General features: G+C 60.6%; 20 protein-coding genes and 2 pseudogenes. 7 read left to right on the forward strand and 15 right to left on the reverse strand.

The features are described 5' to 3' along the window. Positions 1-103: 103 nt before the first annotated feature. The 6 genes from AC3IX1_RS27550 to AC3IX1_RS27575 form a co-directional block, all read right to left on the reverse strand. Positions 104-1,072: a CDP-6-deoxy-delta-3,4-glucoseen reductase gene (locus tag AC3IX1_RS27550; RefSeq protein ID WP_489386517.1), complete on the reverse strand. Its 969-nt coding sequence runs from the start codon at positions 1,070-1,072 to the stop codon at positions 104-106. Then, positions 1,072-2,538 carry a 4-hydroxy-3-polyprenylbenzoate decarboxylase gene (gene ubiD / locus AC3IX1_RS27555; protein WP_060542502.1) on the reverse strand — a complete coding sequence of 489 codons (1,467 nt, stop codon included), beginning with the start codon at positions 2,536-2,538 and terminating at the stop codon, positions 1,072-1,074. Before ubiD ends, AC3IX1_RS27550 begins: the two co-directional genes overlap by 1 nt. Positions 2,539-2,607: 69 nt before the next feature. Continuing rightward, positions 2,608-4,605 (reverse strand): acyltransferase family protein, encoded by a 1,998-nt coding sequence (locus AC3IX1_RS27560; RefSeq protein ID WP_489386518.1) that lies wholly within the window; start codon positions 4,603-4,605, stop codon positions 2,608-2,610. A 196-nt stretch (positions 4,606-4,801) separates the two neighbouring features. Beyond that, positions 4,802-6,061: a transcription termination factor Rho gene (rho, locus tag AC3IX1_RS27565; RefSeq protein ID WP_046039047.1), complete on the reverse strand. Its 1,260-nt coding sequence runs from the start codon at positions 6,059-6,061 to the stop codon at positions 4,802-4,804. Between the two features lie 247 nt (positions 6,062-6,308). Next, positions 6,309-6,638: a thioredoxin TrxA gene (gene trxA / locus AC3IX1_RS27570; RefSeq protein WP_003206727.1), complete on the reverse strand. Its 330-nt coding sequence runs from the start codon at positions 6,636-6,638 to the stop codon at positions 6,309-6,311. A 120-nt stretch (positions 6,639-6,758) separates the two neighbouring features. Continuing rightward, positions 6,759-7,466 carry a FadR/GntR family transcriptional regulator gene (locus AC3IX1_RS27575; protein WP_150724950.1) on the reverse strand — a complete coding sequence of 236 codons (708 nt, stop codon included), beginning with the start codon at positions 7,464-7,466 and terminating at the stop codon, positions 6,759-6,761. A gap of 256 nt (positions 7,467-7,722) precedes the next feature. On the opposite strand from AC3IX1_RS27575, the gene AC3IX1_RS27580 reads away from it, so the two are divergent. The 5 genes from AC3IX1_RS27580 (at position 7,723) to ppx (ending at position 12,313) form a co-directional block, all read left to right on the forward strand. Continuing rightward, on the forward strand, positions 7,723-8,508 hold the full coding sequence (locus tag AC3IX1_RS27580) for a transporter substrate-binding domain-containing protein (RefSeq protein ID WP_008048680.1): 786 nt from the start codon (positions 7,723-7,725) through the stop codon (positions 8,506-8,508). A 22-nt stretch (positions 8,509-8,530) separates the two neighbouring features. After that, positions 8,531-9,199, forward strand: coding sequence for an amino acid ABC transporter permease (locus AC3IX1_RS27585; RefSeq protein WP_489386519.1), 669 nt, complete (start codon positions 8,531-8,533; stop codon positions 9,197-9,199). Then, complete coding sequence (locus AC3IX1_RS27590; protein WP_489386520.1) at positions 9,196-9,846, forward strand: amino acid ABC transporter permease; 651 nt, start codon at positions 9,196-9,198, stop codon at positions 9,844-9,846. Before AC3IX1_RS27585 ends, AC3IX1_RS27590 begins: the two co-directional genes overlap by 4 nt. After that, entirely contained in the window at positions 9,833-10,570 is a 738-nt protein-coding gene (locus AC3IX1_RS27595) for an amino acid ABC transporter ATP-binding protein (protein WP_126048225.1), read from the forward strand. Before AC3IX1_RS27590 ends, AC3IX1_RS27595 begins: the two co-directional genes overlap by 14 nt. A 240-nt stretch (positions 10,571-10,810) precedes the next feature. After that, positions 10,811-12,313 carry an exopolyphosphatase gene (gene ppx, locus AC3IX1_RS27600; RefSeq protein ID WP_489386521.1) on the forward strand — a complete coding sequence of 501 codons (1,503 nt, stop codon included), beginning with the start codon at positions 10,811-10,813 and terminating at the stop codon, positions 12,311-12,313. A 173-nt stretch (positions 12,314-12,486) separates the two neighbouring features. Here the strand turns inward: ppx and ppk1 are convergent, their stop codons facing one another. Together ppk1 and hemB are read right to left on the reverse strand one after the other, a co-directional pair. Continuing rightward, positions 12,487-14,715 carry a polyphosphate kinase 1 gene (gene ppk1 / locus AC3IX1_RS27605; protein ID WP_489386522.1) on the reverse strand — a complete coding sequence of 743 codons (2,229 nt, stop codon included), beginning with the start codon at positions 14,713-14,715 and terminating at the stop codon, positions 12,487-12,489. Between the two features lie 18 nt (positions 14,716-14,733). Next, positions 14,734-15,747 (reverse strand): porphobilinogen synthase, encoded by a 1,014-nt coding sequence (gene hemB / locus AC3IX1_RS27610; protein WP_046039035.1) that lies wholly within the window; start codon positions 15,745-15,747, stop codon positions 14,734-14,736. A gap of 208 nt (positions 15,748-15,955) precedes the next feature. On the opposite strand from hemB, the gene AC3IX1_RS27615 reads away from it, so the two are divergent. Next, complete coding sequence (locus AC3IX1_RS27615) at positions 15,956-16,588, forward strand: DedA family protein (RefSeq protein ID WP_489386523.1); 633 nt, start codon at positions 15,956-15,958, stop codon at positions 16,586-16,588. Here AC3IX1_RS27615 and AC3IX1_RS27620 read toward each other — a convergent pair. After that, the gene (locus tag AC3IX1_RS27620) at positions 16,569-17,804 is read right to left on the reverse strand and encodes a sterol desaturase family protein (RefSeq protein ID WP_489386524.1); all 1,236 of its coding nucleotides are present in this window, start codon (positions 17,802-17,804) and stop codon (positions 16,569-16,571) included. The two genes, AC3IX1_RS27615 and AC3IX1_RS27620, sit on opposite strands and share 20 nt — an antisense overlap. Positions 17,805-17,919: 115 nt before the next feature. Here AC3IX1_RS27620 and elbB point away from each other — a divergent pair, with 115 nt between their 5' ends. Then, complete coding sequence (gene elbB / locus AC3IX1_RS27625; RefSeq protein WP_489386525.1) at positions 17,920-18,588, forward strand: isoprenoid biosynthesis glyoxalase ElbB; 669 nt, start codon at positions 17,920-17,922, stop codon at positions 18,586-18,588. A gap of 122 nt (positions 18,589-18,710) precedes the next feature. On the opposite strand, the gene AC3IX1_RS27630 is transcribed toward elbB, so the two are convergent. The 6 genes and pseudogenes from AC3IX1_RS27630 to AC3IX1_RS27655 all read right to left on the reverse strand — a co-directional run bounded on the left by AC3IX1_RS27630 (position 18,711) and on the right by AC3IX1_RS27655 (position 26,134). Then, complete coding sequence (locus AC3IX1_RS27630) at positions 18,711-19,166, reverse strand: YaiI/YqxD family protein (protein ID WP_046039029.1); 456 nt, start codon at positions 19,164-19,166, stop codon at positions 18,711-18,713. Between the two features lie 109 nt (positions 19,167-19,275). Further along, positions 19,276-21,174 carry an FTR1 family protein gene (locus AC3IX1_RS27635; RefSeq protein ID WP_489386526.1) on the reverse strand — a complete coding sequence of 633 codons (1,899 nt, stop codon included), beginning with the start codon at positions 21,172-21,174 and terminating at the stop codon, positions 19,276-19,278. Between the two features lie 146 nt (positions 21,175-21,320). Then, positions 21,321-22,653: pseudogene (locus tag AC3IX1_RS27640) on the reverse strand (IS4 family transposase). A 119-nt stretch (positions 22,654-22,772) separates the two neighbouring features. Next, on the reverse strand, positions 22,773-23,405 hold the full coding sequence (gene rhtB / locus AC3IX1_RS27645; protein WP_008048656.1) for a homoserine/homoserine lactone efflux protein: 633 nt from the start codon (positions 23,403-23,405) through the stop codon (positions 22,773-22,775). 237 nt (positions 23,406-23,642) lie between these two features. Further along, positions 23,643-24,224 (reverse strand): annotated as a pseudogene (locus AC3IX1_RS27650) (mechanosensitive ion channel domain-containing protein). Further along, a complete protein-coding gene (locus AC3IX1_RS27655) occupies positions 24,224-26,134 on the reverse strand; it encodes an ATP-binding cassette domain-containing protein (RefSeq protein ID WP_489386527.1) in 1,911 nt (636 codons plus the stop codon). Before AC3IX1_RS27655 ends, AC3IX1_RS27650 begins: the two are co-directional and overlap by 1 nt. Between the last annotated feature and the right edge of the window lie 9 nt (positions 26,135-26,143).

The following is a 26,143-nucleotide window of genomic DNA, read 5'->3' on the forward strand; positions in this document are numbered from 1 at the left end:
TGCCTGCGTGAAATATAACCTACCGATATTTATAGAAGTTTATAAATACCGATAAGCTATATAGAGAGTTATAAACCTGTAGGAGCAGCATCAGGATCCAGGCTCAAGATCGCGGCGCATACGCAAAAACGTCGGCGCGCATCTGGTGAGCGTCCATCCCCGCTTCCACCAGCGCATCCAGCGTGCCGTAGACCATGGCCGGAGAGCCACTGGCGTACACGTGCAGCGGCTTGAGGTCAGGGAAGTCTTCACAGACCGCTTCATGCAGCATGCCGCACCGCCCTTCCCAACCGCATTGATCACTGACGACCTTGTGCAGGAACAGGTTGGGCAGCTTCAGCCATTCGTCCCAGTGCTCGATTTGATAAAAATCTTCAGGACGACGCACGCCCCAATACAGATGCACCGGATGCTTGAAACCCGAGGCTCGGCAATGTTCGATCAGACTGTGGATCTGGCCCATGCCGGTACCAGCGGCGATCAGCACGAGAGAACCGTCCGGCAACTCCTCCAGGTGGGTATCGCCAAACGGCAATTCGACCCGCACCATGCTGTTGCGCTGAAGCTGTTCGATCAGGCTCAGCGCACTGGATTCGCGCGCCAGTACGTGGATTTCCAGGTCGCGCCCCGCATGCGGTGCCGAGGCGAGGGAGAAGGCGGACTTTTCGCCGCTCTCCCGTTCGATCATCAGGTACTGGCCGGCGTGATAGCGCGGCGGTTTGCCGGCCGGAGCCCGCAGACGTACGCGCCAGGTGTCGCCGCCCACCTCCTTGCACTCAATGACCTGACACGACACGCTGCGCACCGGCAGTTCTCCCAACGCGAGCACGCCATCCCACAGCACGATGCAGTCTTCCAGCGGCTCCGCTATGCAAGTGTAGAACTCGCCATGATCACGCACATTGCCGGCCTGCTCGACCCGGCCTTCCACCAGCAGCGCCGCGCACACGTGGCAATTGCCGTTGCGGCAGCTTTGCGGGCATTCGTAGCCCAGACGTCGTGCGCCATCGAGAATCCGCTCGCCGGGCAACATCTCAAGCACTGCTCCGGAGGGCTGCAAGGTTACACGCATCAATCTATTCCTAACTGATTCCAGATGGCATCGATCCGCTGGGTCACGGCATCGTCCTTGACGATGACCCGGCCCCATTCGCGGGTGGTTTCGCCCGGCCATTTATGCGTGGCATCGAGGCCCATTTTCGACCCCAGGCCGGACACCGGCGAGGCGAAGTCGAGGTAGTCGATCGGCGTGTTGTCGATCATCACCGTGTCGCGCTTGGGGTCCATGCGCGTGGTGATGGCCCAGATCACGTCGTTCCAGTCCCGGGCATTGATATCGTCGTCGGTGACGATAACGAACTTGGTGTACATGAACTGTCGCAAAAACGACCAGACACCCAGCATTACCCGCTTGGCGTGGCCCGGATACGACTTCTTCATGGTCACGATGGCCATGCGGTACGAGCAACCTTCGGGCGGCAGGTAGAAGTCGGTGATCTCCGGGAACTGCTTCTGCAGGATCGGCACGAACACTTCGTTCAACGCCACGCCGAGGATCGCCGGCTCATCCGGTGGACGGCCGGTGTAGGTGCTGTGGTAGATCGGCTTGATACGGTGGGTGATGCGCTCGACGGTGAACACCGGGAAGCTGTCGACTTCGTTGTAGTAACCGGTGTGGTCGCCGTACGGGCCTTCATCGGCCATCTCGCCCGGATGGATCACGCCTTCGAGAATGATTTCGGCGGTGGCCGGCACTTGCAGGTCGTTGCCGCGGCACTTCACCAGTTCGGTGCGGTTACCGCGCAAGAGGCCTGCGAAGGCGTATTCGGAAAGGCTGTCGGGCACCGGGGTCACGGCACCGAGGATGGTCGCCGGGTCAGCGCCCAGGGCCACGGAAACCGGGAACGGCTGGCCGGGGTGCTTTTCGCACCACTCGCGAAAATCCAGCGCGCCGCCACGGTGACTCAGCCAGCGCATGATGACCTTGTTGCGACCAATCACCTGCTGACGGTAGATGCCGAGGTTCTGGCGATCCTTGTTCGGGCCTTTGGTGACGGTCAGGCCCCAGGTGATCAGCGGACCGACGTCGCCCGGCCAGCAGGTCTGCACCGGCAGCATGGCCAGGTCGACGTCGTCGCCTTCGATGACCACTTCCTGGCACACCGCGTCCTTGACGACTTTCGGCGCCATCGAAATGATCTTGCGGAAGATCGGCAGCTTGGACCAGGCATCCTTCAGGCCTTTAGGCGGCTCGGGTTCCTTGAGGAACGCCAGCAGCTTGCCGATCTCGCGCAGCTCGCTGACCGACTCGGCACCCATGCCCATGGCGACCCGCTCGGGGGTGCCGAACAGGTTGCCGAGCACCGGGATGTCATAGCCTGTCGGCTTTTCGAACAACAGCGCCGGGCCTTTGGCACGTAGCGTGCGATCACACACCTCGGTCATCTCCAGCACTGGAGAGACGGGGATCTGGATGCGTTTCAACTCTCCGCGCTGCTCAAGCTGCTGCACGAAATCCCGAAGATCCTTGAATTTCATTGATGATGGCACCCGAAAAATAGGCGTACATCCTACCTGCTCTGCCGGCCGCTGGCAGCTTATCGCTGCTTATCTGGATGCATTCACCTGCGGTTTCCCCGGGTTTGCCCCGGCTTGCAGACTGACAAACAGCGGTTCGAGGATCGGCGCCACCCACCGCGCACCCACCTCCGAGAGGTGATTGTCATCGGTGTACAACGAGTAGCCGCCGCGTTCGGCGCGGCACAGGCCGTTTGCATCACACAGCCTTGGGGCCGGGTCCACCACCTGTACCGCCGGGTCTTGCGCCAGTTGTGCGAACAATTGACTGATGAATGCCTGGCGTTTGTGGTGCTCTGCGAGCGCCAGCCCGACATCGTCGACCGGACGGTCCAGCATTGCCAGACGCGTGAGGCGATACGGAGGGCTGAAGGCCTGCAACGGCACCTCTTTTACCAGCCAGACCCGATGCCCGCCGGCACGCAATTGCGCGACTCGTGCACGCAAGCCATCGGCCAGACGTTGTTCGGCACTGGTACGGTCGTAATGCCCGTCAGCGCTTTTCAGTGCGTGGCCCAGATCGCCTTTGCCCTCGCCGTAGAGGTACAGGCTCCAGTGCGCGACCAACACCACATCGCTGACAGCTTGCGGCTTCAAGGCCTGTACAACACGCCGATTGAACCGCGCACAACGTGCATCATGCTCCAGGCCTTCGACAGGTAAACAACCAGGAGAACTGGCGAGCATCACGTTGACGCCATGGGTCTTGGCACCCTCGTCGAAAACCGGAATCAACGCCGTGGCATGGCTATCGCCCCAGACAAGGGCTGGGGGCAGGCGATTTTGTGCGCCATAACGGCAGAACAACTTGTCATCCGGCGTCTTGTCATCGGCCAGGCAGGCCATCAGTTCCGGCCGCCATTCACGAGCCTTGGCGTATTGCAGGGCCTGGTCAGACAGACGCCACGGCAAGCCGTCGGTCCAGCGCAAGGTTTGTCCGGCCAGGCCGAGCACCAGGACGCCGCAGGCGCCGGCGAGCAAAATCTGCCGGCGCCCGGCGAGCAGGCGACGCTCACGAAACGGGGTCTCGACGAATTTCCAGGACAGATAACCCAGCAACAGCGTCAGCAAAATCAACCCGGTACTGTTGACAGCACTCGGTTCACCGACGCTGGCATAGCGGGAGAATACGAACACCGGCCAGTGCCACAAGTACCAGGAATAAGAAATCAGGCCGAGGCCGACCATCACCCGACAGCTCAAAAACTGACCAACCAAGGTTTCACGATGACCGTTGGCAAAAATCAGCAGCACCACACCCAGCACAGGCAGCAACGCCGCGACGCCCGGGAATGGCGTGGCCTTGTCATAACCGAACACCGCCAGCAGGATCAGCACCATGCCGAGCAGGCTCAGCCACTGCGCCGCCATCGGCTTGAGACGCCACCCATGCCTGGGCGCGACCGCCAGCATCGCCCCGGCCAACAGCTCCCACGCACGCATAGGCAACAGGAAGAAGGCTTTTTCCGGATGATGGGCGACGGCCCACACGCTCAAACCAAAGGACAGCAGCAATACGCCGAACAGCGCCGGCCGCCAATGCCTGAGACGGCTCGACAGCAGTGTCAGCAGCAACGGGAAGACGATATAAAACTGCTCTTCCACCGCCAGTGACCAGGTGTGCAGCAGGGGTTTGAGATCGGAGGCGACATCGAAATAGCCGTCCTGGCGCATGAACAGGATGTTGGACACGAACATCACCTGGTAACGCACCGATCGCCCCAGCTCTTCGTAATCCTTCGGCGCCAGCAAAAACCAGCCGACCGCCAGCACCGCGATGATCATCGCGAACAACGCCGGCAAAATCCGCCGCGCACGCCGGGCCCAGAAATCGACGAAGCTGAATTGCCCGGCCTGGCGATGATTCCAGATGATCGACGTGATCAGGTAACCGGAAATCACGAAAAACACGTCCACGCCGACAAAGCCGCCGGTAAATCCTGGAACGCCAAAATGAAACAGCACGACAGCGATCACCGCCACCGCGCGCAAGCCGTCGATATCCCTTCGATAAGCCAGTGTGCTCATAAACATAAAACCAGTCAGATCGTTGTTTTCAGCGCGCTTGAGCATCGTCCCCGGAGATGACTGCTGACGCGGCTGGTTGAAGTGCTAACCAACTGACCTTGGCCAATCAAAAACCTCCCATGGCCCGGGAAAAAAATTGCAGGCAAAAAAATGGCGCCCCACTGGGGCGCCATTCTCTTGAACTCAACGGACGATGTTACTTGCGCTTCATCGACAGGAAGAATTCGTCGTTGGTCTTGGTCGTTTTCAGCTTGTCGACCAGGAACTCGATGGCAGCCACTTCATCCATCGGGTGCAGCAGCTTGCGCAGAATCCACATGCGCTGCAGCTCGTCGTCGGCAGTCAGCAACTCTTCGCGGCGGGTGCCGGAACGGTTGATGTTGATGGCCGGGAAGACGCGCTTTTCAGCGATACGGCGATCCAGCGGCAGTTCCATGTTACCGGTGCCTTTGAATTCCTCGTAGATCACTTCGTCCATCTTCGAGCCGGTTTCAACCAGCGCGGTGGCGATGATGGTCAGCGAGCCGCCTTCTTCGATGTTCCGCGCGGCGCCGAAGAAACGCTTCGGTTTCTCCAGGGCGTGGGCATCGACACCACCGGTCAGTACCTTGCCGGAGCTCGGGATCACGGTGTTGTAGGCGCGAGCCAGACGGGTGATGGAGTCAAGCAGGATCACCACGTCTTTCTTGTGTTCGACCAGGCGCTTGGCCTTCTCGATCACCATTTCGGCAACCTGTACGTGGCGGGTTGGCGGTTCGTCGAACGTCGAGGCAACCACTTCGCCGCGCACGGTGCGCTGCATTTCGGTTACTTCTTCCGGACGTTCGTCGATCAGCAGCACGATCAGGTGAACTTCAGGGTTGTTGCGCGCGATGTTCGCGGCAATGTTCTGCAGCATGATCGTCTTGCCGGCTTTCGGCGGTGCAACGATCAGGCCGCGCTGGCCTTTACCGATCGGGGCGCACAGGTCGATGACACGACCGGTCAAGTCCTCGGTGGAACCGTTACCGGCTTCCATCTTCATGCGTACGGTCGGGAACAGCGGGGTCAGGTTCTCGAAGAGAATCTTGTTTTTCGCGTTTTCCGGACGGTCGTAGTTGATCGTGTCGACCTTGAGCAGCGCGAAATAACGCTCGCCTTCCTTTGGAGGGCGGATCTTGCCAACGATGGTGTCACCGGTGCGCAAGTTGAAACGACGGATCTGGCTCGGCGAGACGTAGATATCGTCTGGACCGGCGAGATAGGAAGCGTCAGCGGAGCGCAGGAAGCCGAAGCCGTCCTGGAGAATCTCCAGCACGCCATCACCGGAGATTTCCTCACCGCTTTTCGCGTGCTTCTTGAGCAGGGAGAAAATCACGTCCTGCTTGCGCGAACGGGCCATATTTTCTATGCCCATCTGTTCGGCCAATTCGAGCAGTTCGGTAATCGGCTTTTGCTTGAGTTCAGTCAGATTCATATAGGAATGACGTAATCATTTATGGAGGGGGGAAATTAAGCTTTTGGCTTAATGAGGCCGCGCCGCAGAGAAGGCGACAGGATCGCGTACTTATTCGAAAAGGAGTGCGTCGGCGACGGCTAGCAGGGGGCAATGGAGAAACCAGTGCGGGGCCGAATGTACCACCTGAGTTTAGGAGCGTCTAGCCCTGAATACGCAAAAAGCCCCGCTATTTGCGGGGCTTTTTCAGGATACTTTGCAGCGACGCTTAGATGTTGGCGTCGAGGAAGGCAGCCAGTTGCGACTTCGACAGTGCGCCGACCTTGGTCGCTTCAACGTTGCCGTTCTTGAACAGCATCAGGGTCGGGATACCGCGCACGCCGTGCTTGGCCGGGGTTTCCTGGTTCTCGTCGATGTTCAGCTTGGCAACGGTCAGCTTGCCTTTGTAAGTCTCGGCAATTTCGTCCAGAACCGGAGCGATCATTTTGCAAGGGCCGCACCATTCAGCCCAGTAGTCGACCAGTACAGCGCCTTCGGCCTTGAGTACGTCGGCCTCGAAGCTGGCGTCGCTAACGTGTTTGATAAGATCGCTGCTCATGGAATTCTCCAGGTTGTAAGCAAAAAAACGTGGCCCATCATAGCGGTCCTTCCCTCGTTCAGGAAGGTGCAGATGATTGAGTCTCGCTATGGTGATTCATGAGTTTGGGTATAGCTCAGGTCATGAAGTGACGGGAGCGATGAACGCGATTCCGGTACGCAGCGCGGCATTGCGTACGTGCTCTTGCATGGCCTTTTGCGCGGCGCCAGACGCCCGGCGAGCCAGCGCACGAAGGATTTTGCGGTGTTCCTGCCAGGTTTCCATGGCCCGCTCGACCCGGATGAACGGTAGCTTCTGGCTTTCCAGGAAGATGTCGGCGCTGGCGGTCAGGATGCTCAGCATCGCCTGATTGCCGCTGGCCAGCAGGATGCGGCGGTGGAATTCGAAATCCAGGCGGGCAGCGGCTTCGAAGTCGCCGGACTTCAGCTCGTTGCGCATGGCGGCGACATTGTCCTCCAGCGCATCGAGTTCGTCGGTGCTCAAGGTTACCGCCGCCAACCCCGCCGCAAAGCCTTCCAGCGCATAGCGCAATTGAAAGATGTCCAGCGGCGAAGCCTGCGCCGCGAACGGCCAGCCCGGCGCCGCATCGCCTCGCGGCAATTCCACCGGCGATTGCACGAACACCCCTTTGCCCGGCTGGATGCTGATGACCCCCAGCGCACTCAGCGATGACAACGCCTCGCGCAAGGATGCCCGACTGACCCCCAATTGCACCGCCAGGTCCCGTTGCGAGGGCAAGGCATCCCCGGGCCCGAAGCCCTGTTCGGTAATCAGTTTGCGGATGGCTTGCAGCGCCACTTCAGGTACGGCGCGAGAGATCGAGTTCATGGTTTTCCAGACGAACCAGGCCAATGTGCGCTCAGTTGTAAAGCTATTCGCGACGCCCGGCAAGTCGTGCCCCATGGGGGTTCGGTGATTTTCACGGCTGCGCCATCGGGGTGCGAAACGCAACCTGACTGTTCAGACCAGTAAGACCGTGCGACGCCAGTAAAACCGCGCCCTGCCGCCCTCAAACCCCCATGTTGGCATGGCCCATGCTCTGTCGATCCGCAGAAATCACTTCTTGCCGATCCGGAGATTTGCCATGACCCAGCGTTACAGCGCCCTCCTCGCAGCCCTGTTTGCCAGCCTGATGCTGAGCCAGGCACCCGCCCACGCCGACGGTCTGGAGGATGTGGTCAAGCGCGGCGTCCTCAAGGTCGCCGTGCCCCAGGACTTCCCGCCCTTCGGCTCGGTCGGCCCGGACATGAAACCCCGCGGCCTCGATATCGACACCGCGAAACTGCTGGCAGACCAGCTCAAGGTCAAACTCGAACTGACCCCGGTCAACAGCACCAACCGCATCCCCTTCCTCACCACCGGCAAGGTCGACCTGGTGATCTCCAGCCTCGGCAAGAATCCGGAGCGCGAAAAGGTCATCGACTTCTCCCGCGCCTACGCGCCGTTCTACCTCGCCGTGTTCGGTCCGCCAGACGCCGACATCAAGGGCCTGGACGATCTCAAGGGCAAGACCATCAGCGTCACCCGTGGCGCCATCGAAGACATCGAACTGACCAAGGTCGCCCCCGAAGGCGTGACCATCAAGCGTTTCGAAGACAACAACTCGACCATTGCCGCGTACCTGGCCGGGCAAGTCGACCTGATCGCCAGCGGCAACGTGGTGATGGTCGCGATCAGCGAGAAGAGCCCGAAACGCGTGCCTGCGCTGAAAGTGAAGCTCAAGGATTCGCCAGTCTACGTCGGCGTGAACAAGAACGAGCCGGCGCTGCTGGACAAGGTCAACCAGATCCTCGTCACCGCCAAGAGCGACGGCGCGCTGGAAAAGAACGCCCTGACCTGGCTGAAAGAGCCACTGCCGGCCGATCTCTGATTCGACGCGCGGGAGACATTTCATGGCTTATCAGTTCGATTTCCTGTCGGTGGTGAACAACACCGACCTGTTGCTGCGCGGTGCGTTGTTCACCCTTGAGCTGACCGCCATCGGCGCTGTGCTCGGCGTGGGGCTGGGCATCGTCGGGGCGCTGGTGCGGGCGTGGAACATCCGGCCTTTCGCAGGGGTTTTCGCGATCTACGTCGAGTTGATCCGCAACACGCCATTCCTGGTGCAGTTGTTTTTCATCTTCTTCGGCTTGCCGTCCCTGGGCGTGCAGATTTCCGAATGGCAGGCGGCGGTGCTGGCGATGGTTATCAACCTCGGCGCCTATTCCACCGAGATCATCCGCGCCGGCATCCAGGCGATCCCCCGGGGTCAGCTGGAAGCCGCGGCGGCACTGGCGATGACACGCTTCGAAGCGTTCCGCCATGTGGTGCTGCTGCCGGCACTGGGCAAAGTCTGGCCGGCACTGAGCAGCCAGATCATCATCGTCATGCTTGGTTCGGCGGTGTGTTCGCAGATTGCTACGGAGGAGCTGAGCTTCGCCGCCAACTTCATTCAGTCGCGCAACTTCCGCGCCTTTGAAACCTATGCCCTGACCACGCTGCTGTACCTGTGCATGGCGCTGCTGATCCGCCAGTTGCTGAACTGGATCGGCCACCGCTTCATTGCAAGGAGCAGCCGATGAGCGACTTCACCTTCTGGGACATCGTGCGCAACCTGCTCATGGGTCTGCAATGGACGCTGGCGCTGTCGCTGGTGGCGTTCATTGGCGGCGGGCTGATTGGCTTGCTGATCATGGTCATGCGCATCTCGGACAAATCCCTGCCGCGCAGCTTCGCCCGAACCTACATCGAACTGTTCCAAGGCACACCGCTATTGATGCAGCTGTTCCTGGTGTTTTTCGGCGTCGCGCTAGCCGGGATAGAGATTTCGCCGTGGATGGCGGCGGCGATTGCACTGACGTTGTTCACCAGTGCTTATCTGGCGGAGATCTGGCGCGGTTGCGTCGATTCGATTCCCAACGGCCAATGGGAAGCCTCATCGAGCCTAGCGCTGACCCCGCTGGAACAATTGCGCCATGTGATCCTGCCCCAGGCCCTGCGCATTGCCGTGGCGCCGACCGTGGGGTTTTCGGTGCAAGTGGTCAAAGGCACCGCCGTGACCTCGATCATCGGTTTCACCGAGCTGACCAAGACCGGCGGCATGCTCGCCAACGCCACTTTCGAACCGTTCATGGTCTACGGCCTCGTCGCCCTCGGCTACTTCCTGCTCTGCTACCCCTTGTCGCTCAGTGCGCACTACCTGGAAAGGAGACTGCATGCCTCTGCTTAGAATTTCCGCCCTGCATAAATACTACGGCGATCACCATGTACTCAAAGGCATCGACCTGAGCATAGAGGAAGGCCAGGTGGTGGCGATCATCGGTCGCAGCGGCTCGGGCAAGTCCACCCTGCTGCGCACCCTCAACGGCCTGGAATCGATCAACGACGGCGTGATCGAAGTCGACGGCGAGTACCTCGACGCCGCCCGCGCCGATCTGCGCAGCCTGCGGCAGAAAGTCGGCATGGTGTTCCAACAGTTCAACCTGTTCCCGCACCTGACCGTCGGCGAGAACGTCATGCTAGCGCCGCAAGTGGTGCAGAAAGTACCGAAAGCCAAGGCCGCCGAACTGGCGCGGCAGATGCTGGAAAGGGTCGGGCTGGGGGAAAAGTTCGATGCCTTCCCTGATCGGCTGTCCGGTGGGCAGCAACAGCGGGTAGCGATTGCCCGGGCACTGGCAATGTCGCCGAAAGTTTTGCTATGCGACGAAATCACCTCGGCGCTGGACCCGGAACTGGTCAACGAAGTGCTGAGCGTGGTCCGGCAACTGGCCAGGGAAGGCATGACGCTGATCATGGTCACCCACGAAATGCGCTTCGCCCGGGAGGTTGGGGACAAGTTGGTGTTCATGCACCAGGGCAAGGTGCATGAGGTGGGGGATCCGAAAGTACTGTTCGCCAACCCGCAGACGGCGGAGCTGGCGAATTTCATCGGGACGGTAGAGGCTGCGGGCTGAAGATCTTCGGTGCTATTGGCGCCGCCTTCGCGGGCAAGCCCGCTCCCACAGGGTCCAAGTTGAAGCACGATTGTATGTTCGACGCAAAAACCTGTGGGAGCGGGCTTGCCCGCGAAGAGGCCAGTGGCTGCACCACTAGAGCCCCATGGTGAAAGATCGCAGCCTTCGGCAGCTCCTACGCGTTGGCGCCAGCCTTTGATCGTGGCACGATGTCGAGGTTAACGACCGAGACCCCTGACCATGCCGCAATCCCAAGCCAAGAATCTGTCCCTGATCGCCGCAATCGACCTGGGCTCCAACAGCTTTCACATGGTCGTGGCCAAGGCCCAGAACGGCGAGATCCGTATTCTCGAGCGTCTCGGGGAGAAGGTTCAGCTGGCCGCCGGCATCGACGAAGAGCGCCATCTCAGCGAAGAATCGATGCAGCGCGGGCTCGATTGCCTCAAGCGCTTCGCCCAACTGATCAGCGGTATGCCCACCGGCGCCGTTCGCATCGTCGGCACCAACGCCTTGCGTGAAGCCCGCAACCGTGCCGAATTCATCCGTCGCGCCGAAGAAATTCTCGGCCACCCGGTGGAAGTCATTTCCGGCCGTGAAGAAGCGCGCCTGATCTACCTCGGCGTATCCCACACCCTCGCCGACACCCCGGGCAAGCGCCTGGTGGCCGACATCGGCGGCGGCAGTACCGAATTCATCATTGGCCAGCGCTTCGAACCGCTGCTGCGCGAAAGCCTGCAGATGGGTTGCGTCAGCTACACCCAGCGCTATTTCAAGGATGGCAAGATCACCCCGGCCCGTTACGCCCAGGCGTACACTGCGGCGCGGCTGGAGATCATGAGCATCGAGCACGCCCTGCACCGCCTGACCTGGGATGAAGCCATCGGCTCCTCGGGCACCATCCGCGCCATCGGTCTGGCGCTGAAGGCTGGCGGCCATGGTACCGGCGAGGTCAACGCCGAAGGCCTGGCCTGGCTCAAGCGCAAACTGATCAAGATGGGCGACGTCGAAAAAATCGATTTCGAAGGTATCAAGCCGGATCGCCGTGCGATCTTCCCGGCGGGCCTTGCGATCCTCGAAGCGATCTTCGACTCCCTCGAGCTGCAACGCATGGATCACTGCGAAGGTGCCCTGCGCGAAGGCGTGCTCTATGACCTGCTGGGCCGCCATCATCACGAAGACGTGCGTGAACGCACCCTCACTTCGCTGATGGAGCGCTACCACGTCGATCAGGAACAGGCGGTACGGGTCGAGCGCAAGGCACTACATGCGTTCGACCAGGTGGCCGAGGATTGGGATCTGGAAGACGGCGTCTGGCGCGAACTGCTCGGCTGGGCGGCCAAGGTCCATGAGGTAGGCCTGGACATCGCTCACTACCAGTACCACAAGCACGGCGCCTACCTGATCGAGCACTCGGACCTCGCCGGGTTCTCCCGCGAAGACCAGTTGATGCTCGCGCTGCTGGTACGCGGCCACCGACGCAACATTCCCAAGGACAAGTTCGCCGATTTCGGCGATGACGGCATCAAGCTGATTCGCCTGTGCGCACTGCTGCGCTTTGCGATCCTGTTCCACCACATCCGTGGCACCCAGCAAATGCCCCAGGTGGAGCTGAACGCCCATGGCAACAGCCTGGAAGTGGTGTTTCCGGAGAACTGGCTGGACGAAAACCAGCTGACCCAGGCCGACTTCGAAATTGAAGCGCAATGGCTAACCCGGGTCGATATCGTGTTGACCGCTCGCTAGAGCCCCTGTAGGAGCGAGCTTGCTCGCGAAAAGCCTGAGGGCAACGCGTTTATCCAGGCAGTACGCATAATCATTCACGTCCATCGCGAGCAAGCTCGCTCCTACAGTGGGCAGTGCAGAATGAAAAAGGGCGATCCATTTGGATCGCCCTTTTTTTGTCTGCCTGATCCGCGTTACCGAACCGTCAGAATCGGGCTGCCCAAACGTTCCAGCAATGTCGCCTGGGCGCTGCGCGGGTTCTGGTTGCCGGTTGGTGTGTTACGGATGTAACGACCGTCCGACTGCAAGCTCCAGCTGTGGGTGTTATCGGTCAGATACAACTCCAGCTCTTTCTTGACCCGCATGATCAGCTTCTTGCCCTCCACCGGGAAGCAAGTCTCGACGCGCTTGTCGAGGTTGCGTTCCATCCAGTCGGCACTGGACAGGAACATCTGCTCGTCGCCACCGTTGAGGAAGTAGAAGACCCGGGTGTGCTCCAGGAAGCGCCCGATGATCGAGCGCACGTGGATGTTGTGGGAAACCCCGGCGATGCCCGGTCGCAGGCAGCACATGCCACGCACCACCAGGTCGATGCGCACGCCCGACTGGCTGGCCTTGTACAGCGCGCGGATGATCTTCGGATCGGTCAGCGAGTTGAACTTGGCGATGATGTGCGCCGGTTTGCCGTCGAGGGCGAACTGGGTTTCCCGGGCAATCATGTCGAGCATGCCCTTTTTCAGGGTGAAGGGCGCGTGCAGCAATTTCTTCATGCGCAGCGTCTTGCCCATGCCGATCAACTGGCTGAACAGCTTGCCGACGTCTTCGCACAAGGCGTCGTCGGAAGTCAGCAGGCTGTAGTCGGTATACAGACGGGCGTTGCCGGCGTGGTAGTTACCCGTACCGAGGTGCGCGTAACGCACGATTTCACCCGCTTCGCGCCGTAAAATCAGCATCATCTTGGCGTGGGTCTTGAAGCCGACCACACCGTAGATCACCACCGCACCGGCCGCTTGCAGACGGCTGGCCAGTTGCAGGTTGGACTCTTCGTCGAACCGCGCGCGCAATTCGATCACCGCCGTGACCTCTTTACCGTTACGCGCCGCATCCACCAGCGCATCGACGATTTCCGAGTTGGCGCCAGAACGGTACAGGGTCTGGCGCACCGCCAGCACGTGTGGGTCCTTGGCGGCCTGGCGCAGCAGGTCGACCACCGGGGTGAACGACTCGAACGGGTGCAGCAACAGGATGTCCTGCTTGCTGATCACGCTGAAAATGTTCTCGCTGTTCTGCAGCAGTTTCGGAATCTGCGGGGTGAACGGCAGGTATTGCAGCTCGCGCTGACTGTCCAGGCCGGTGATGCTGAACAGCCGCGTCAGGTTCACCGGACCATTGACCTGATACAACTCCGTCTCGCTCAGGTTGAATTGCTTGAGCAGGTAGTCGGACAGGTGTTTCGGGCAGGTGTCGGCCACTTCCAGACGCACCGCATCGCCGTAGCGACGAGAGAACAGTTCGCCGCGCAAGGCGCGGGCCAGGTCTTCGACGTCTTCGGAGTCCAGCGCCAGGTCGGCGTTACGGGTCAGGCGGAACTGGTAGCAGCCCTTGACCTTCATGCCCTGGAACAGGTCATCGGCGTGGGCGTGGATCATCGACGACAGGAATACATAGTTATCGCCAGCACCGCCGACTTCTTCCGGCACCTTGATGATGCGCGGCAGCAGGCGTGGCGCCGGGATGATCGCCAGACCGGAATCGCGGCCAAAGGCGTCGATGCCTTCGAGCTCGACGATGAAGTTCAGGCTCTTGTTCACCAGCAAAGGGAACGGGTGCGTCGGGTCGAGGCCGATCGGGGTGATGATCGGCGCGATTTCATCACGGAAATAACGGCGGACCCAGGTCTTGAGCTTGGTCGTCCAATTGCGGCGACGGATGAAGCGAACCTGATGCTTTTCCAGTTCCGGCAACAGAATGTCGTTGAGGATCGCGTACTGGCGGTCGACATGACCGTGGACCAGTTCGCTGATGCGTGCAAGGGCCTGATGCGGTTGCAGACCATCGGCGCCGGCCTGTTCACGGGCAAAGGTGATCTGCTTCTTGAGGCCGGCGACGCGAATTTCGAAGAACTCGTCCAGGTTGCTGGAGAAGATCAACAGAAACTTCAGCCGCTCCAGCAATGGATAGGACTCGTCCAGCGCCTGCTCCAGCACGCGGATGTTGAACTGCAGTTGCGAGAGCTCGCGGTGGATGTACAGGCTGCTGTCATCCAGGCCGGGAATGGCCAGCGCCGGCGCTGGCGCTGTCGCGGCGGTTTCGACGACCGCCGCGGGCGGAGCTGGCTCCAGCTCCAGCGGGGTCTCGTCGACTTGCTCCACCACAGGTTGAGCGTCTTTTACGGCAACTTCAGTGAGTACTTCGGTATTCATCGAATGTTCCTGGGAGGGCTATTTTTGCTCTCGTAACAATTGAGCGGCACGAACGGCAAAGTACGTCAGGATGCCATCAGCCCCTGCACGTTTGAAAGCGGTCAAGGACTCGAGGATAACCCCTTCGCTCAACCAGCCATTCTGGATCGCCGCCATGTGCATGGCGTATTCGCCGCTGACTTGATAAACAAACGTCGGCACTTTGAATTCTTCTTTTACCCGGCACAGGATGTCCAGGTACGGCATACCTGGCTTGACCATGACCATGTCTGCACCTTCTGACAAGTCCGCCGCCACTTCGTGCAGGGCTTCGTTACTGTTTGCCGGGTCCATCTGATAAGAGGCCTTGTTGGCCTTGCCCAGGTTCAGCGCCGAACCGACCGCATCGCGGAACGGGCCGTAATAGGCGCTGGCGTACTTGGCCGAGTAGGCCATGATCCGCACGTTGACGTGACCGGCCACTTCGAGGGCTTCGCGGATCGCCTGGATGCGACCGTCCATCATGTCCGACGGGGCCACGACCTGAGCGCCGGCTTCGGCGTGGGACAGCGCTTGCCTGACCAGTGCGTCGACGGTGATGTCGTTCTGCACGTAGCCTTCTTCATCAAGAATGCCATCCTGGCCATGGGTGGTGAACGGATCCAGGGCAACGTCTGTGATCACACCCAGCTCAGGGAATCGCGCACGCAACGCACGGGTCGCGCGTTGGGCGATGCCTTCGGGGTTCCACGCTTCAGCGGCGTCCAGGGACTTGAGTTCGGCGGGTGTCACCGGGAACAGCGCCAGCGCCGGAATCCCCAGCTCGACCCACTTGGCTGCTTCTTCCAGCAACAGGTCGATGGTCAGGCGTTCGACGCCCGGCATCGAAGCCACCGCTTCGCGACGGTTTTCACCGTCCAGAACGAACACCGGCAGGATCAGGTCATCGACGGTCAGGACGTTTTCACGGACCAGGCGACGCGAGAAGTCGTCACGACGATTGCGACGCAGGCGGGTTGCGGGGAACAAACGGTTGGCGGGGGTAAAGCTCACGGCAGACTCCTGAGCCCGCGCTTACGGGCGAGCGTGACAGTTATAAGCGGCCATTATGACGAACGTATTACAGTTGTGTGCACCCCTGTGACAGGTAGCCGCATTCCATTGTCGTTGTAGGAAATGTTCACGTCGAGACACATTTGGACACTTTCCTGAATGTGTCCGAAGGGTTAGGCTGCGCGTTCATTTCGCCAGCACCCAGACAATGCTCCAACAATTTCTGCATGACTTCGGCTACTTTGCCCTTTTTCTAGGCACGTTCTTCGAAGGCGAAACCATCCTGGTGCTCGCGGGTTTCCTCGCGTTCCGTGGATACATGGACATCAACCTGGTGGTGGTCGTGGCCTTCTTCGGTAGCTATGCCGGCGACCAACTGTGGTATTTCCTGGGACGCAAGCACGGCCGCAAACTGCTGGCGCGCAAACCGCGCTGGCAAATGATGGGCGACCGGGCGCTGGAACACATTCGCAAACATCCGGACATCTGGGTACTGAGTTTTCGCTTCGTTTACGGTTTGCGCACGGTCATGCCGGTGGCCATCGGCTTGTCGGGCTATCCGCCGGGTCGTTACCTGCTGCTCAACGGCATTGGCGCAGCGATCTGGGCCACAGCCCTGGCGGCGGCCGCGTACCATTTCGGCGCTGTGCTCGAAGGCATGCTCGGCAGTGTGAAGAAGTACGAACTATGGGTGCTCGGTGCGCTGCTGGTCCTGGGCTTCGCGCTGTGGCTGCGTCGGCGCTTCAAGAATGCCCGCCTGGCCAAGCAGGTCTACGCCGACGAACAAGCCCTGAAAGCTGCACGGACCAACACCGAAGGTCCTACGACGCCAGCCGAGTGATGCGGTTCCTGCAACAGTAGAGACCGAGGCCACTCAACAGGCTGTAACTGAGCAGGCCGACCCAGCCCACGGCGCTGGCCGGCCACAGCCCCACCATCGGGGCCAGCCATACCAATGGCAGATTCGCCGCCAGCCGCAGCAGCTCCAGCTTCAACGCCCACGGGCGATTCTCCAGGGCCACGCCCAACACAAACAGACCGAACGCCACCGCTCCCCAGCCCAACCCCAGGGCGGCGACTGACAGTTTCGATTGAAGATTCATCAAGTAACTGCCCAGTGCGATATAGACGCAGAACTGCAAGAGGACGTAGAGCTGCTGACGCCCGTCCAACGCCACCTCGAATTTGCGAAACTGGCTCAGGTCCGGCTTGTTCACCGGGTATCTGGCCGCCACGTCCGCCGGGCGCCAGCCAGTGCGCATGAACCAGATCCGCAGCTTGTCCCAGATGCTTTCGGCACGCTGCGCATCTGCCCACAAATGCGCGTAGAACTGAACGTTCGCCCACACAGGATTCCAGCTCGCCAACGGCGTTGTCACGCCGAAAATCACTGGTTCGTTGTCGTCTTCTTCCTGGAACGAGCCGAACAGACGGTCCCAAATAATGAACACGCCGCCGTAGTTGCGATCCATGTAGAGAGCGTTCTGTGCATGGTGGGCCCGATGATTGGACGGCGTGACAAAGAACCATTCAAACCAGCCAAGCTTGGGAATGTGCCGCGTGTGCACCCAAAACTGGTACAGCAGGTTCAGCGCCGCGACGCTGACAAACACCAGCAGCGGCACGCCGACCACCGCCATCGGCAAATAGAAGATCCAGCTCAACAGGAATCCGGTACTGGTCTGGCGCAACGCCGTGGACAGGTTGTAGTCCTCGCTCTGGTGATGCACCGAATGGGCGGCCCAGAGGATGTTGCGCTCGTGGCCCATGCGATGCAGCCAGTAGTAGCAGAAATCGTAGAAGATAAAGGCATACACCCAGGTCCAGACGCTGTCGGCCGACAGCTCGAACAGCGCCAGATGCTGGAGGGCAAAGGCGTAGGTCACCAGCCCCACACCCTTGGTCAATAGACCCGTGGTGGTCGACAGCACACCGGTGCTGATGCTGTTGATCGCGTCCGCCACCCGATAATTGCTCACCCCGCGCCAACGGTCGGCCAACAGCTCGACGGCGATCAGAAAAAAGAAAAACGGCACCGCATACAGAATGAAGTCCATGACGCGCCCTGATCGGAATCTTGAGGACAGATGCTATGTGCAACCGTGAATTAACCCTATGGCAACGCGGGACAAATTAGTGGACATTTAACGCCATGAATCTGGAGAAAAGCCCATGAGCAAAAAAGTTGCAGTGATCCTTTCCGGTTGTGGCGTGTACGACGGCGCCGAGCTCCACGAGAGCGTCATCACCTTGCTGCGCCTGGATCAACGCGGTGCCCAGGTGCAGTGTTTCGCACCGAACATCGCGCAGTTGCATGTGATCAATCACCTGACCGGCGAAGAAATGCCCGAATCGCGCAACGTGCTGGTGGAGTCGGCGCGGATTGCCCGGGGCAACGTCATGGATATCCGTGATGCGAACGTCGATGACTTCGACGCGCTGATCGTGCCCGGCGGATTCGGCTCGGCCAAGAACCTGTCCAACTTCGCCATCGAAGGCGCCGGGTGCACCGTTCAACCGGACGTCCTGGCACTGACCGAAGCCTTTGCCGAGGCCGGCAAACCGGTGGGGTTGATGTGTATCTCCCCGGCCCTGGCGGCAAAAATCTACGGCCCTGGCGTCACCTGCACCATTGGCAACGACACCGACACCGCTGCCGCGATGAACAAGATGGGCGCGACCCATACCGATTGCGCGGTCAGTGACATCGTCGAGGACAAGGCACGCAAACTGGTGAGCACACCGGCTTACATGCTGGCGCAATCGATCAGTGAGGCGGCTTCAGGCATTAACAAACTGGTCGACCGCGTGCTCGAACTGACCCACGAAAACGACGCCTGACACGGTTCAGAACTGTAGGAGCGAGCTTGCTCGCGAAAGACGTGAGAGCGCCGCGTTCATCCAGCCAGCACTCGTCATCGTTGACGTCCATCGTCGGAGCGCCGCCCGGAGCAAGCTCGCTCCTACAGTTTGCGGGCCAGCCGGGTGAGAATCCGGTCCAGCGCATTGGCAAACGCCTGCTTCTCACGGTCGCCAAACGGCGCCGGTCCACCACCCATTTGCCCCTGTTCGCGCAAATCAGTGAACAAGTTGCGAACCGCCAGCCGCTCGCCCATGTTCTGCGCATCGAACTCCTTGCCCCGTGGGTCGAGCGCTGCCACGCCCTTCTTCACCAGACGATCGGCCAGCGGCACATCGCTGCAGATCACCAGCTCACCGGGCACCGCGTGTTCCACCAAGTAGTCATCCGCCGCATCCGGTCCGCTCGGCACCACGATCAGCTTGACCAGTGCCAGCCCCGGTTTGGTCTGCGGCTGCCCGGCCACCAGCACCACTTCAAACTGGCGCTTGAGGGCGAACTTCACCACCAGATCCTTGGCCGCCCGCGGACAGGCGTCGGCATCGATCCACACACGCATTGAGTTTTCCTCTGTTGAAAAGCATCGCGGGCAAGCCACGCTCCCACAGGTTAACGCTAAACCTGTGGGAGCGTGGCTAGCCCGCGAAAGTGAGCGAAGCGAATGCCGTTTAAGAAACTTGCACCCGCTGCCTCTCAACCACCCGGCTACGACCGTACAACACGACAATCGCAATGATCGCCACTGCCTGTGCGCTCAACGAATAGGCATCGGCATGGATCCCCAGCCATTCGAAGTCAAAGAACGACACCGGCCGCGTGCCGAAGATCCCGGCTTCCTGCAGCGCCTTCACGCCATGCCCGGCAAACACCACCGACAAGGCGCACAGAAGGCCGGCGTTGATGCTGAAGAACAGCGCCAGCGGCAACTTTGCCGAACCGCGCAAAATCACCCAGGCCAGGCCGACCAGCAGCACCAGCGCCGTGGCCCCACCGGCCAGCACGGTGTTGTGCCCCGCGGGGCCTGCCTGCAACCACAGGGTTTCGTAGAACAGGATCACTTCGAACAGTTCGCGATACACCGAGAAGAACGCCAGGGTCGCAAAACCGAAACGCCCGCCGCCGCCCACCAGACTGGTCTTGATGTAATCCTGCCAGGCCGCGGCGTGACGACGGTCATGCATCCACACGCCCAGCCACAGCACCATGACGCTGGCAAACAACGCCGTCGCGCCTTCCAGCAATTCGCGTTGTGAACCGCTGACATCAATCACATAGGCTGCCAGCGCCCAGGTGCCCAGCCCCGCCACAAACGCCAGGCCCCAGCCGACGTTAACGCTGCGCACCGCTGCCTGTTGATCCGTGTTACGCAGGAAAGCAAGGATCGCCGCCAGCACCAGAATCGCTTCCAGACCTTCGCGCAGCAGAATCAGCAGGCCGGAAATGTAACTCAGCGACCAGCTCAAACCCTCGTTGCCCAACAGGTCGGCCGATGCCTTCAACTTGTCCTTGGCCACGTCCAGGCGCTGCTCGACCTCGCTCACCGGCAGGCCGTCCTGCAACGACTGACGGTAGGCCATCAGGGATTTTTCAGTGTCTTTACGCACGTTGGCGTCAATGTTATCCAGCGAGCTCTCAACCAGCTCGAAGCCTTCCAGATACGCCGCCACGGATAAGTCATAAGCCTGATCATGCTCTCCGGCACGATACGCCGCGATGCTCTTGTCCAGAGTGGCTGCGGTGTAGTCGAGCAGTTGTGCCGGGCCACGCTTGACCTGCGGCGGTTGCGCTCGCTGGGCACGGAAGGTCGCGGCGGCTTGCGGGCCTTCGACGGCCTGTACTTCGGCCGGGGTCTGACGAGCGAGGTCGGCGATGTTGTAGGTCTTTTCAGCCTTGGCCGTCGCCGGGTCGACACTGAAGGTGGCGATATAGGTGGCCAGGTCCCAACGCTGACGATCATCCAGTTGATCGGCAAAGGCCGGCATGTCAGTCCCTTCAACGCCCAGGCCCAGGGTGCTGTAGATCGCGTAGAGGCTCAGTCGGTCCAGTCGTGTGGTGTCACGCAGATCGGAGGGCGGCGGCGTCATGCCGACACCTGCCGGGCCGTCGCCGGCCCCAGTATCGCCATGGCAGACCGAACATTGCTGAGCGTACAGCGGCGCGCCACGCGCCGGGTCCGGTGTAATCACCGGGGCCTGGCTGACCTCATAGGCCACGGCCAGCTTCGCACCCAGTTGCCGGGCCTGGCGAGTGACCTCGGTACCCTCCTGACGGGCGCCGATGGAATTTCCCAGCGCGGCCAGGCTTTGCTCCAGCGCGGCTTTTTCCGGCTTGGCCGGCATGGCTGCAATCAGACTTCCCAGCGTCTTGACCGATTCTTGCTGCGCGCGAAATCCAGCCTGGTCCGTGATGCCGCCCGCCTGCACCGTGTCCGGGTAATCCGCGCCGATGTAATCGAGCAAGTGCAGCGCCTGCGGCGCACCTTCGGCGGGAGCGGCCAGTAGCTGAAAACTGCACGCAGCCAACAGCGGCAGCAACAGCCAGGCCAGGAAACGGGAGGGGGCAATCATGAATGAATCTCAATTGGAAATACGAAGTTACATATTGTTAACGCCCGACGGGTTTCGCTCAAGCTTTGTTGATACTTCTTCGTAATTGCACTGGTTTCTGGAATTGCTCCCCAAACGAAAAAGACGACCTCCAGGGTTAATGCCAGTCAGTTAAGCTGACTGGCATTTTTATTTTTGATCGGATACTTCGGTGATTTCAGCCGAATCGCCCGAGGATAAACGCGCTCCTCACGTCGATGCGGCAGCACGTAGTGCGGCGCTGAAGCATGAAGCTCGGCCAAATACTTGGGGATGTTCCCGGAACGGTCGGCCGAGACGCTGTTGATAAACCCGAGAATCGCCCAGGTACACGCGGTAAAGCTCATTTCGCACGGGTAAATGCCCAGGACAGTGGCGACTCATTTCCACCATCTGATAGCGCAACAAGTTGTAGCCCAACAACACGCCCCACAACTCTTGCTCGATCATCTCGGGTGTCTTGCTGCGCAGCGTATAACTGCTGTTGAGCAGCGTCTGCTTCATTTCCCGAAAGCCTAATTCGATTTCCCAGCGCTGGCTGTACAGATCCACGATCTCGTCGGAAGGAAAACGCAGCGGGTCAGCCATTGAGGTCAGAATCTGACACACCTTGCCCTTCACGGTTTTGCTCAGCAGTCGCGCGGTCAGCCGCTCCGGCAACCCAGGCCATTGCTTGCGGGCCTGCGGCGAAGTGCTCAGCGAAACAATCGCATCCTGGCGCCCCAAACGCTGGATCACCTCGTACTGCGAGCCTTTTTTCAGCGGCATCAGCCAGTGGCGTTCGACGCCTGCCTGCTGCCACTGATGCAGTAAACCTAACGAGTAAAAACCACGATCAAACAGCGTCAGCGAGTGATCGGGGGTGGTTTCGATCAGTTGCTCGGCCAGTTTCATTTCGTTGCTGCGGTAGCCGTCAAACGCACTTCCAATCAGCAAATGGCTGGTCAACTCCATTTGGCAGACCATGCGCACCTGAGGAAAACCGGTGTCGCCGTGCTGGTTGCTGGCGGAGTCATAGCGCGCCCGATTTTCCGGCGTGTCGGGCGTGCGCCAGACAACGCCATCGACGCCCAACAAACGCAGACCGGCCCAAGTCGGATGATTGGCCGCCTCATGCCAACTTTTCTGGGTCAAATCGAAGACTTGTCGTACAGCTTCGCTGCCCAATCTCTGACGGGCCTGGACTACGGCGCTGGGGGCCACCAACGGGCGCTGGCCCGGCAACATGATGTTCATGCGACTGACCACATCCCAGGCCGACATGCGCCGGAAGAACGCCATGGAGATCACGCACCAGAGCATCATTTCCAGCGGCAAACGACGCTTGCGCAGCGTCGCCACACCGGCTTGTTCAAGCGCCTGTTCGACCAAAGAAGGATCGAGCAAGGCATCCAATCCCTCGATGGCGTTGGGGGTAGAGGCGATGTTGTGGGTCAGTTCCAGTGCCCGAGCGAGACGCATAAAAAAATCCGATGCCAGTACAGGCATCGGATTTTGATTTCTTGCGGCCAAAGGTCAAGCGAGAAGGCTTAACTGATCGGCATTAACCTCCAGGGTCGCCTTTTTTGTCAGTCGCCGTTTTACACGGCAGCCCTGCGCAACGTCGCCATGAACGCCGCCGCCCCGATGAACAGCCCGGCAAAGGTGCGGTTCATGCGTTTTTGCTGTTTCGGTGTGCGCAACAGACGCAGCACTTTGGACGCCAGACCGGTGTAGCCGGCCATGACGATCAGGTCGACGCAGACCATGGTCACGCCAATCACGAGATACTGGATCAGCAGCGGAGCATGGGGGTCGATGAACTGCGGCAGCACCGCAAGCATGAACACCAGCGCCTTGGGGTTGCTGATGTTCACCAGAAAACCACGGAACACCAGGGCCATCGGCTTGCCGATCTGGCGCAGCGCCGCGTCATCGCTCATATCGCTGGGCAGCGCACGCCATTGCTTGATCGCGAGGTAAACCAGGTACGCCACGCCGAACCATTTGATCGCATAGAAAGCCGTGGCCGAAGCCGTGAGAATGGCGCCGACACCGGCACCGACGATGGCAATCTGCAAAGCCAGGCCCAGTTGCAGGCCCAGGGCGTTCCAGTAGCCGCGCCAGAAACCGTATTGCAGGCCGCTGGACATCGACGCAATGGCGCCGGCACCGGGGGACAGGCTGATCACCCAGCAGGCGGCAAAAAACGCCAGCCATGTTTGAAGCTCCATTGCACACCTCGACTCAGACTCGTGACAGATGTCTAAGCTAATGCGGCTTTGATTGGATGACTACCGATTTTTTGTAGGACATGGCGACGGCCGACCAGTGTTTGCGGCTTGAGGGCCTCTTCGCGAGCAAGCCCGCTCCCACAGTTGATCTTCAGTGGCCACAAATCTTGCGAACGACACGGGTCAAATGTGGGAGCGGGCTTGCTCGCGAAAGCAATCTGTCAGGCAGCAGAAGCCTTACTTCTCAAACCCGCTGGAAGGAAACACATCTGTCCCGCGCCAGCGCCGTACCGAACGCTGGAAGAACAAACTGTTGGGCACCTGCACCATGGCGCTGCCAGTGCCGAGTTCTTCGGCCTCGACCAGCGTGGTGTAAAGAAGATTGATCGCCACCACCCGGCCTTTGACGCCGGGTTTGTCGGTAGTGTCCACCAACTCGACCACGTCACCTATGCGAAACGGGCCGACGGTAAAGATCAGGATCGCGCACAGCAGGTTCGAGAGCACGCTTCACATGGCGAAAAACGCCACCGCCGCCACGGCGACGAAACCGGACAACGCGGTCCAGAGCACCGTGGCCGAGACACCGAGTCGCTCCAGAACGAAAATCAGCGCACTGCCCATGATCAGCCAGCGCAATCCGCCCCGCAGCGGCATCAGCAACTGCGGCGGAAACGGGTAGCGCTCACCGAGACGAGTCAGGCATTTGGCAACAAAGCGCTGGGCGATGTAACCGGCGAGCAGGATCAGCAGGATTTGCACGCCGAGCCAGATCGGCTCGACCCACACCACCGGCAGCGGCAACTTGAAGGCATCCATCAGGACAGTGCCTCCAGCTCCGCCTGCATGCTTTCCAGCAATTCCAGGGCTTCCATCCACGCTTCTTCCAACTCCGCCTCACGCACCTTCAGCCTGGCCTGTTCGGCCAGCAGATCACGCAATTCGTTCTTGCGCGCCGGCTCGTAGATGTCGCTGTCGCCGAGGCTGGTATCGACCTTCGCCAGTTTTTCGTGGAGCTTGCCCAGTTCGGCTTCGAGCTTGTCAGCTTCGCGTTTGTGCGGTGCCAGTTGCTGACGCAGCGCTGCCGCAGCCTGACGCTGCGCTTTCTTGTCGGTCTTGTCCGGGTTGACCGGTGTGTTGCTGACCGGGGCATTGCGCTGGCGATACTCCACCAGCCAACGGGTATAGTCTTCGAGGTCGCCGTCGAACTCTTCGACCTTGCCGTCCGCCACCAGATAGAAATTATCGGTGGTGCTTTTGAGCAAATGGCGATCGTGAGAGACCACCAGTACCGCACCACTGAATTCCTGCAGGGCCATGGTCAGCGCCAGGCGCATTTCCAGGTCCAGGTGGTTGGTCGGTTCGTCGAGCAGCAACAGGTTCGGGCGGTCCCAGGCGATCAAGGCCAACGCCAGGCGCGCCTTTTCGCCACCGGAAAAATTCAGCACCGGCTCGTCGATTCGCGCGCCACGGAAGTCGAAACCGCCGAGGAAGTCGCGCAATGTCTGCTCACGCTCGGTCGGCGCCAGGCGCTGCAGGTGCAGCAACGGGCTGGCCTTGGAGTCCAGAGAATCGAGTTGATGCTGGGCGAAGTAACCGACCACGGTGTTCTCGCCACGGGTCAAGCGGCCGGCCAATGGCGAGAGTTCACCGGCAAGGTTCTTGATCAGGGTCGATTTACCGGCGCCGTTCGGGCCGAGCAGACCGATTCGCGCACCCGGGGTCAGTTGCAGCTTGACCTTCTCCAGCACGGCTTTGTCGCCGTAACCCAGACGGGCATCGGACAGGTCGATCAGCGGGCTGGAAATCTTCTGAGATTCACGGAAGACAAAGTCGAACGGCGAATCGACGTGGGCAGCGGTCAGCTCTTCCATCCGCTCCAGTGCCTTGATCCGGCTCTGGGCCTGACGGGCCTTGGTGGCCTGGGCCTTGAAGCGGGCAATGTAGCTTTCCATGTGCGCACGTTGCACCTGTTGCTTCTCGTACGCCTGCTGTTGCTGGGCCAGGCGTTCGGCACGGGCGCGCTCGAAGGCGCTGTAGCCACCGCGGTACAGGGTGATCTTGCGCTGATCGACGTGGGCCACGTGGTCGACCACGGCATCGAGGAAATCCCGGTCGTGAGAGATCAGCATCAAGGTGCCCGGATAGCTCTTGAGCCACTCTTCGAGCCAGATGATGGCGTCGAGGTCGAGGTGGTTGGTCGGTTCATCGAGCAGCAGCAGGTCCGATGGGCACATCAAGGCCTGCGCCAGGTTCAGACGCATCCGCCAGCCACCGGAGAAGTCTCCGACCTGTCGATCCATCTGTTCGTTGGTGAACCCCAGTCCGGCCAGCAACTTGCGCGCCCGGGCGTCGGCGGTATAACCATCGGCGCTGTCGAGTTCCGAGTGCAGACGGGCCTGAGCGGCACCGTCATGGGCCGCTTCGGCTGCCGCCAGGTCGCGTTGCACCTGGCGCAGGCGCAGGTCGCCATCGAGCACGTAGTCGACCGCCAGGCGTTCGAGAGTGTCGACCTCCTGGCGCATGTGGGCGATACGCCAGTCGGCCGGCAGGAAGCAATCACCCGAGTCCGGGTGCAGCTCGCCCCGAAGCAAGGCGAACAGGCTCGATTTGCCGGCGCCGTTGGCACCGATGAGGCCGGCTTTGTGGCCGGCGTGCAGCGTCAGCTCGGCGTCTTCTAGCAGACGTTGCGGGCCACGCTGTAAAGTCAGGTTCTGAAGTCGAATCATAATGGCGGC

This window comes from Pseudomonas sp. KH_046_2, from assembly GCF_057838985.1.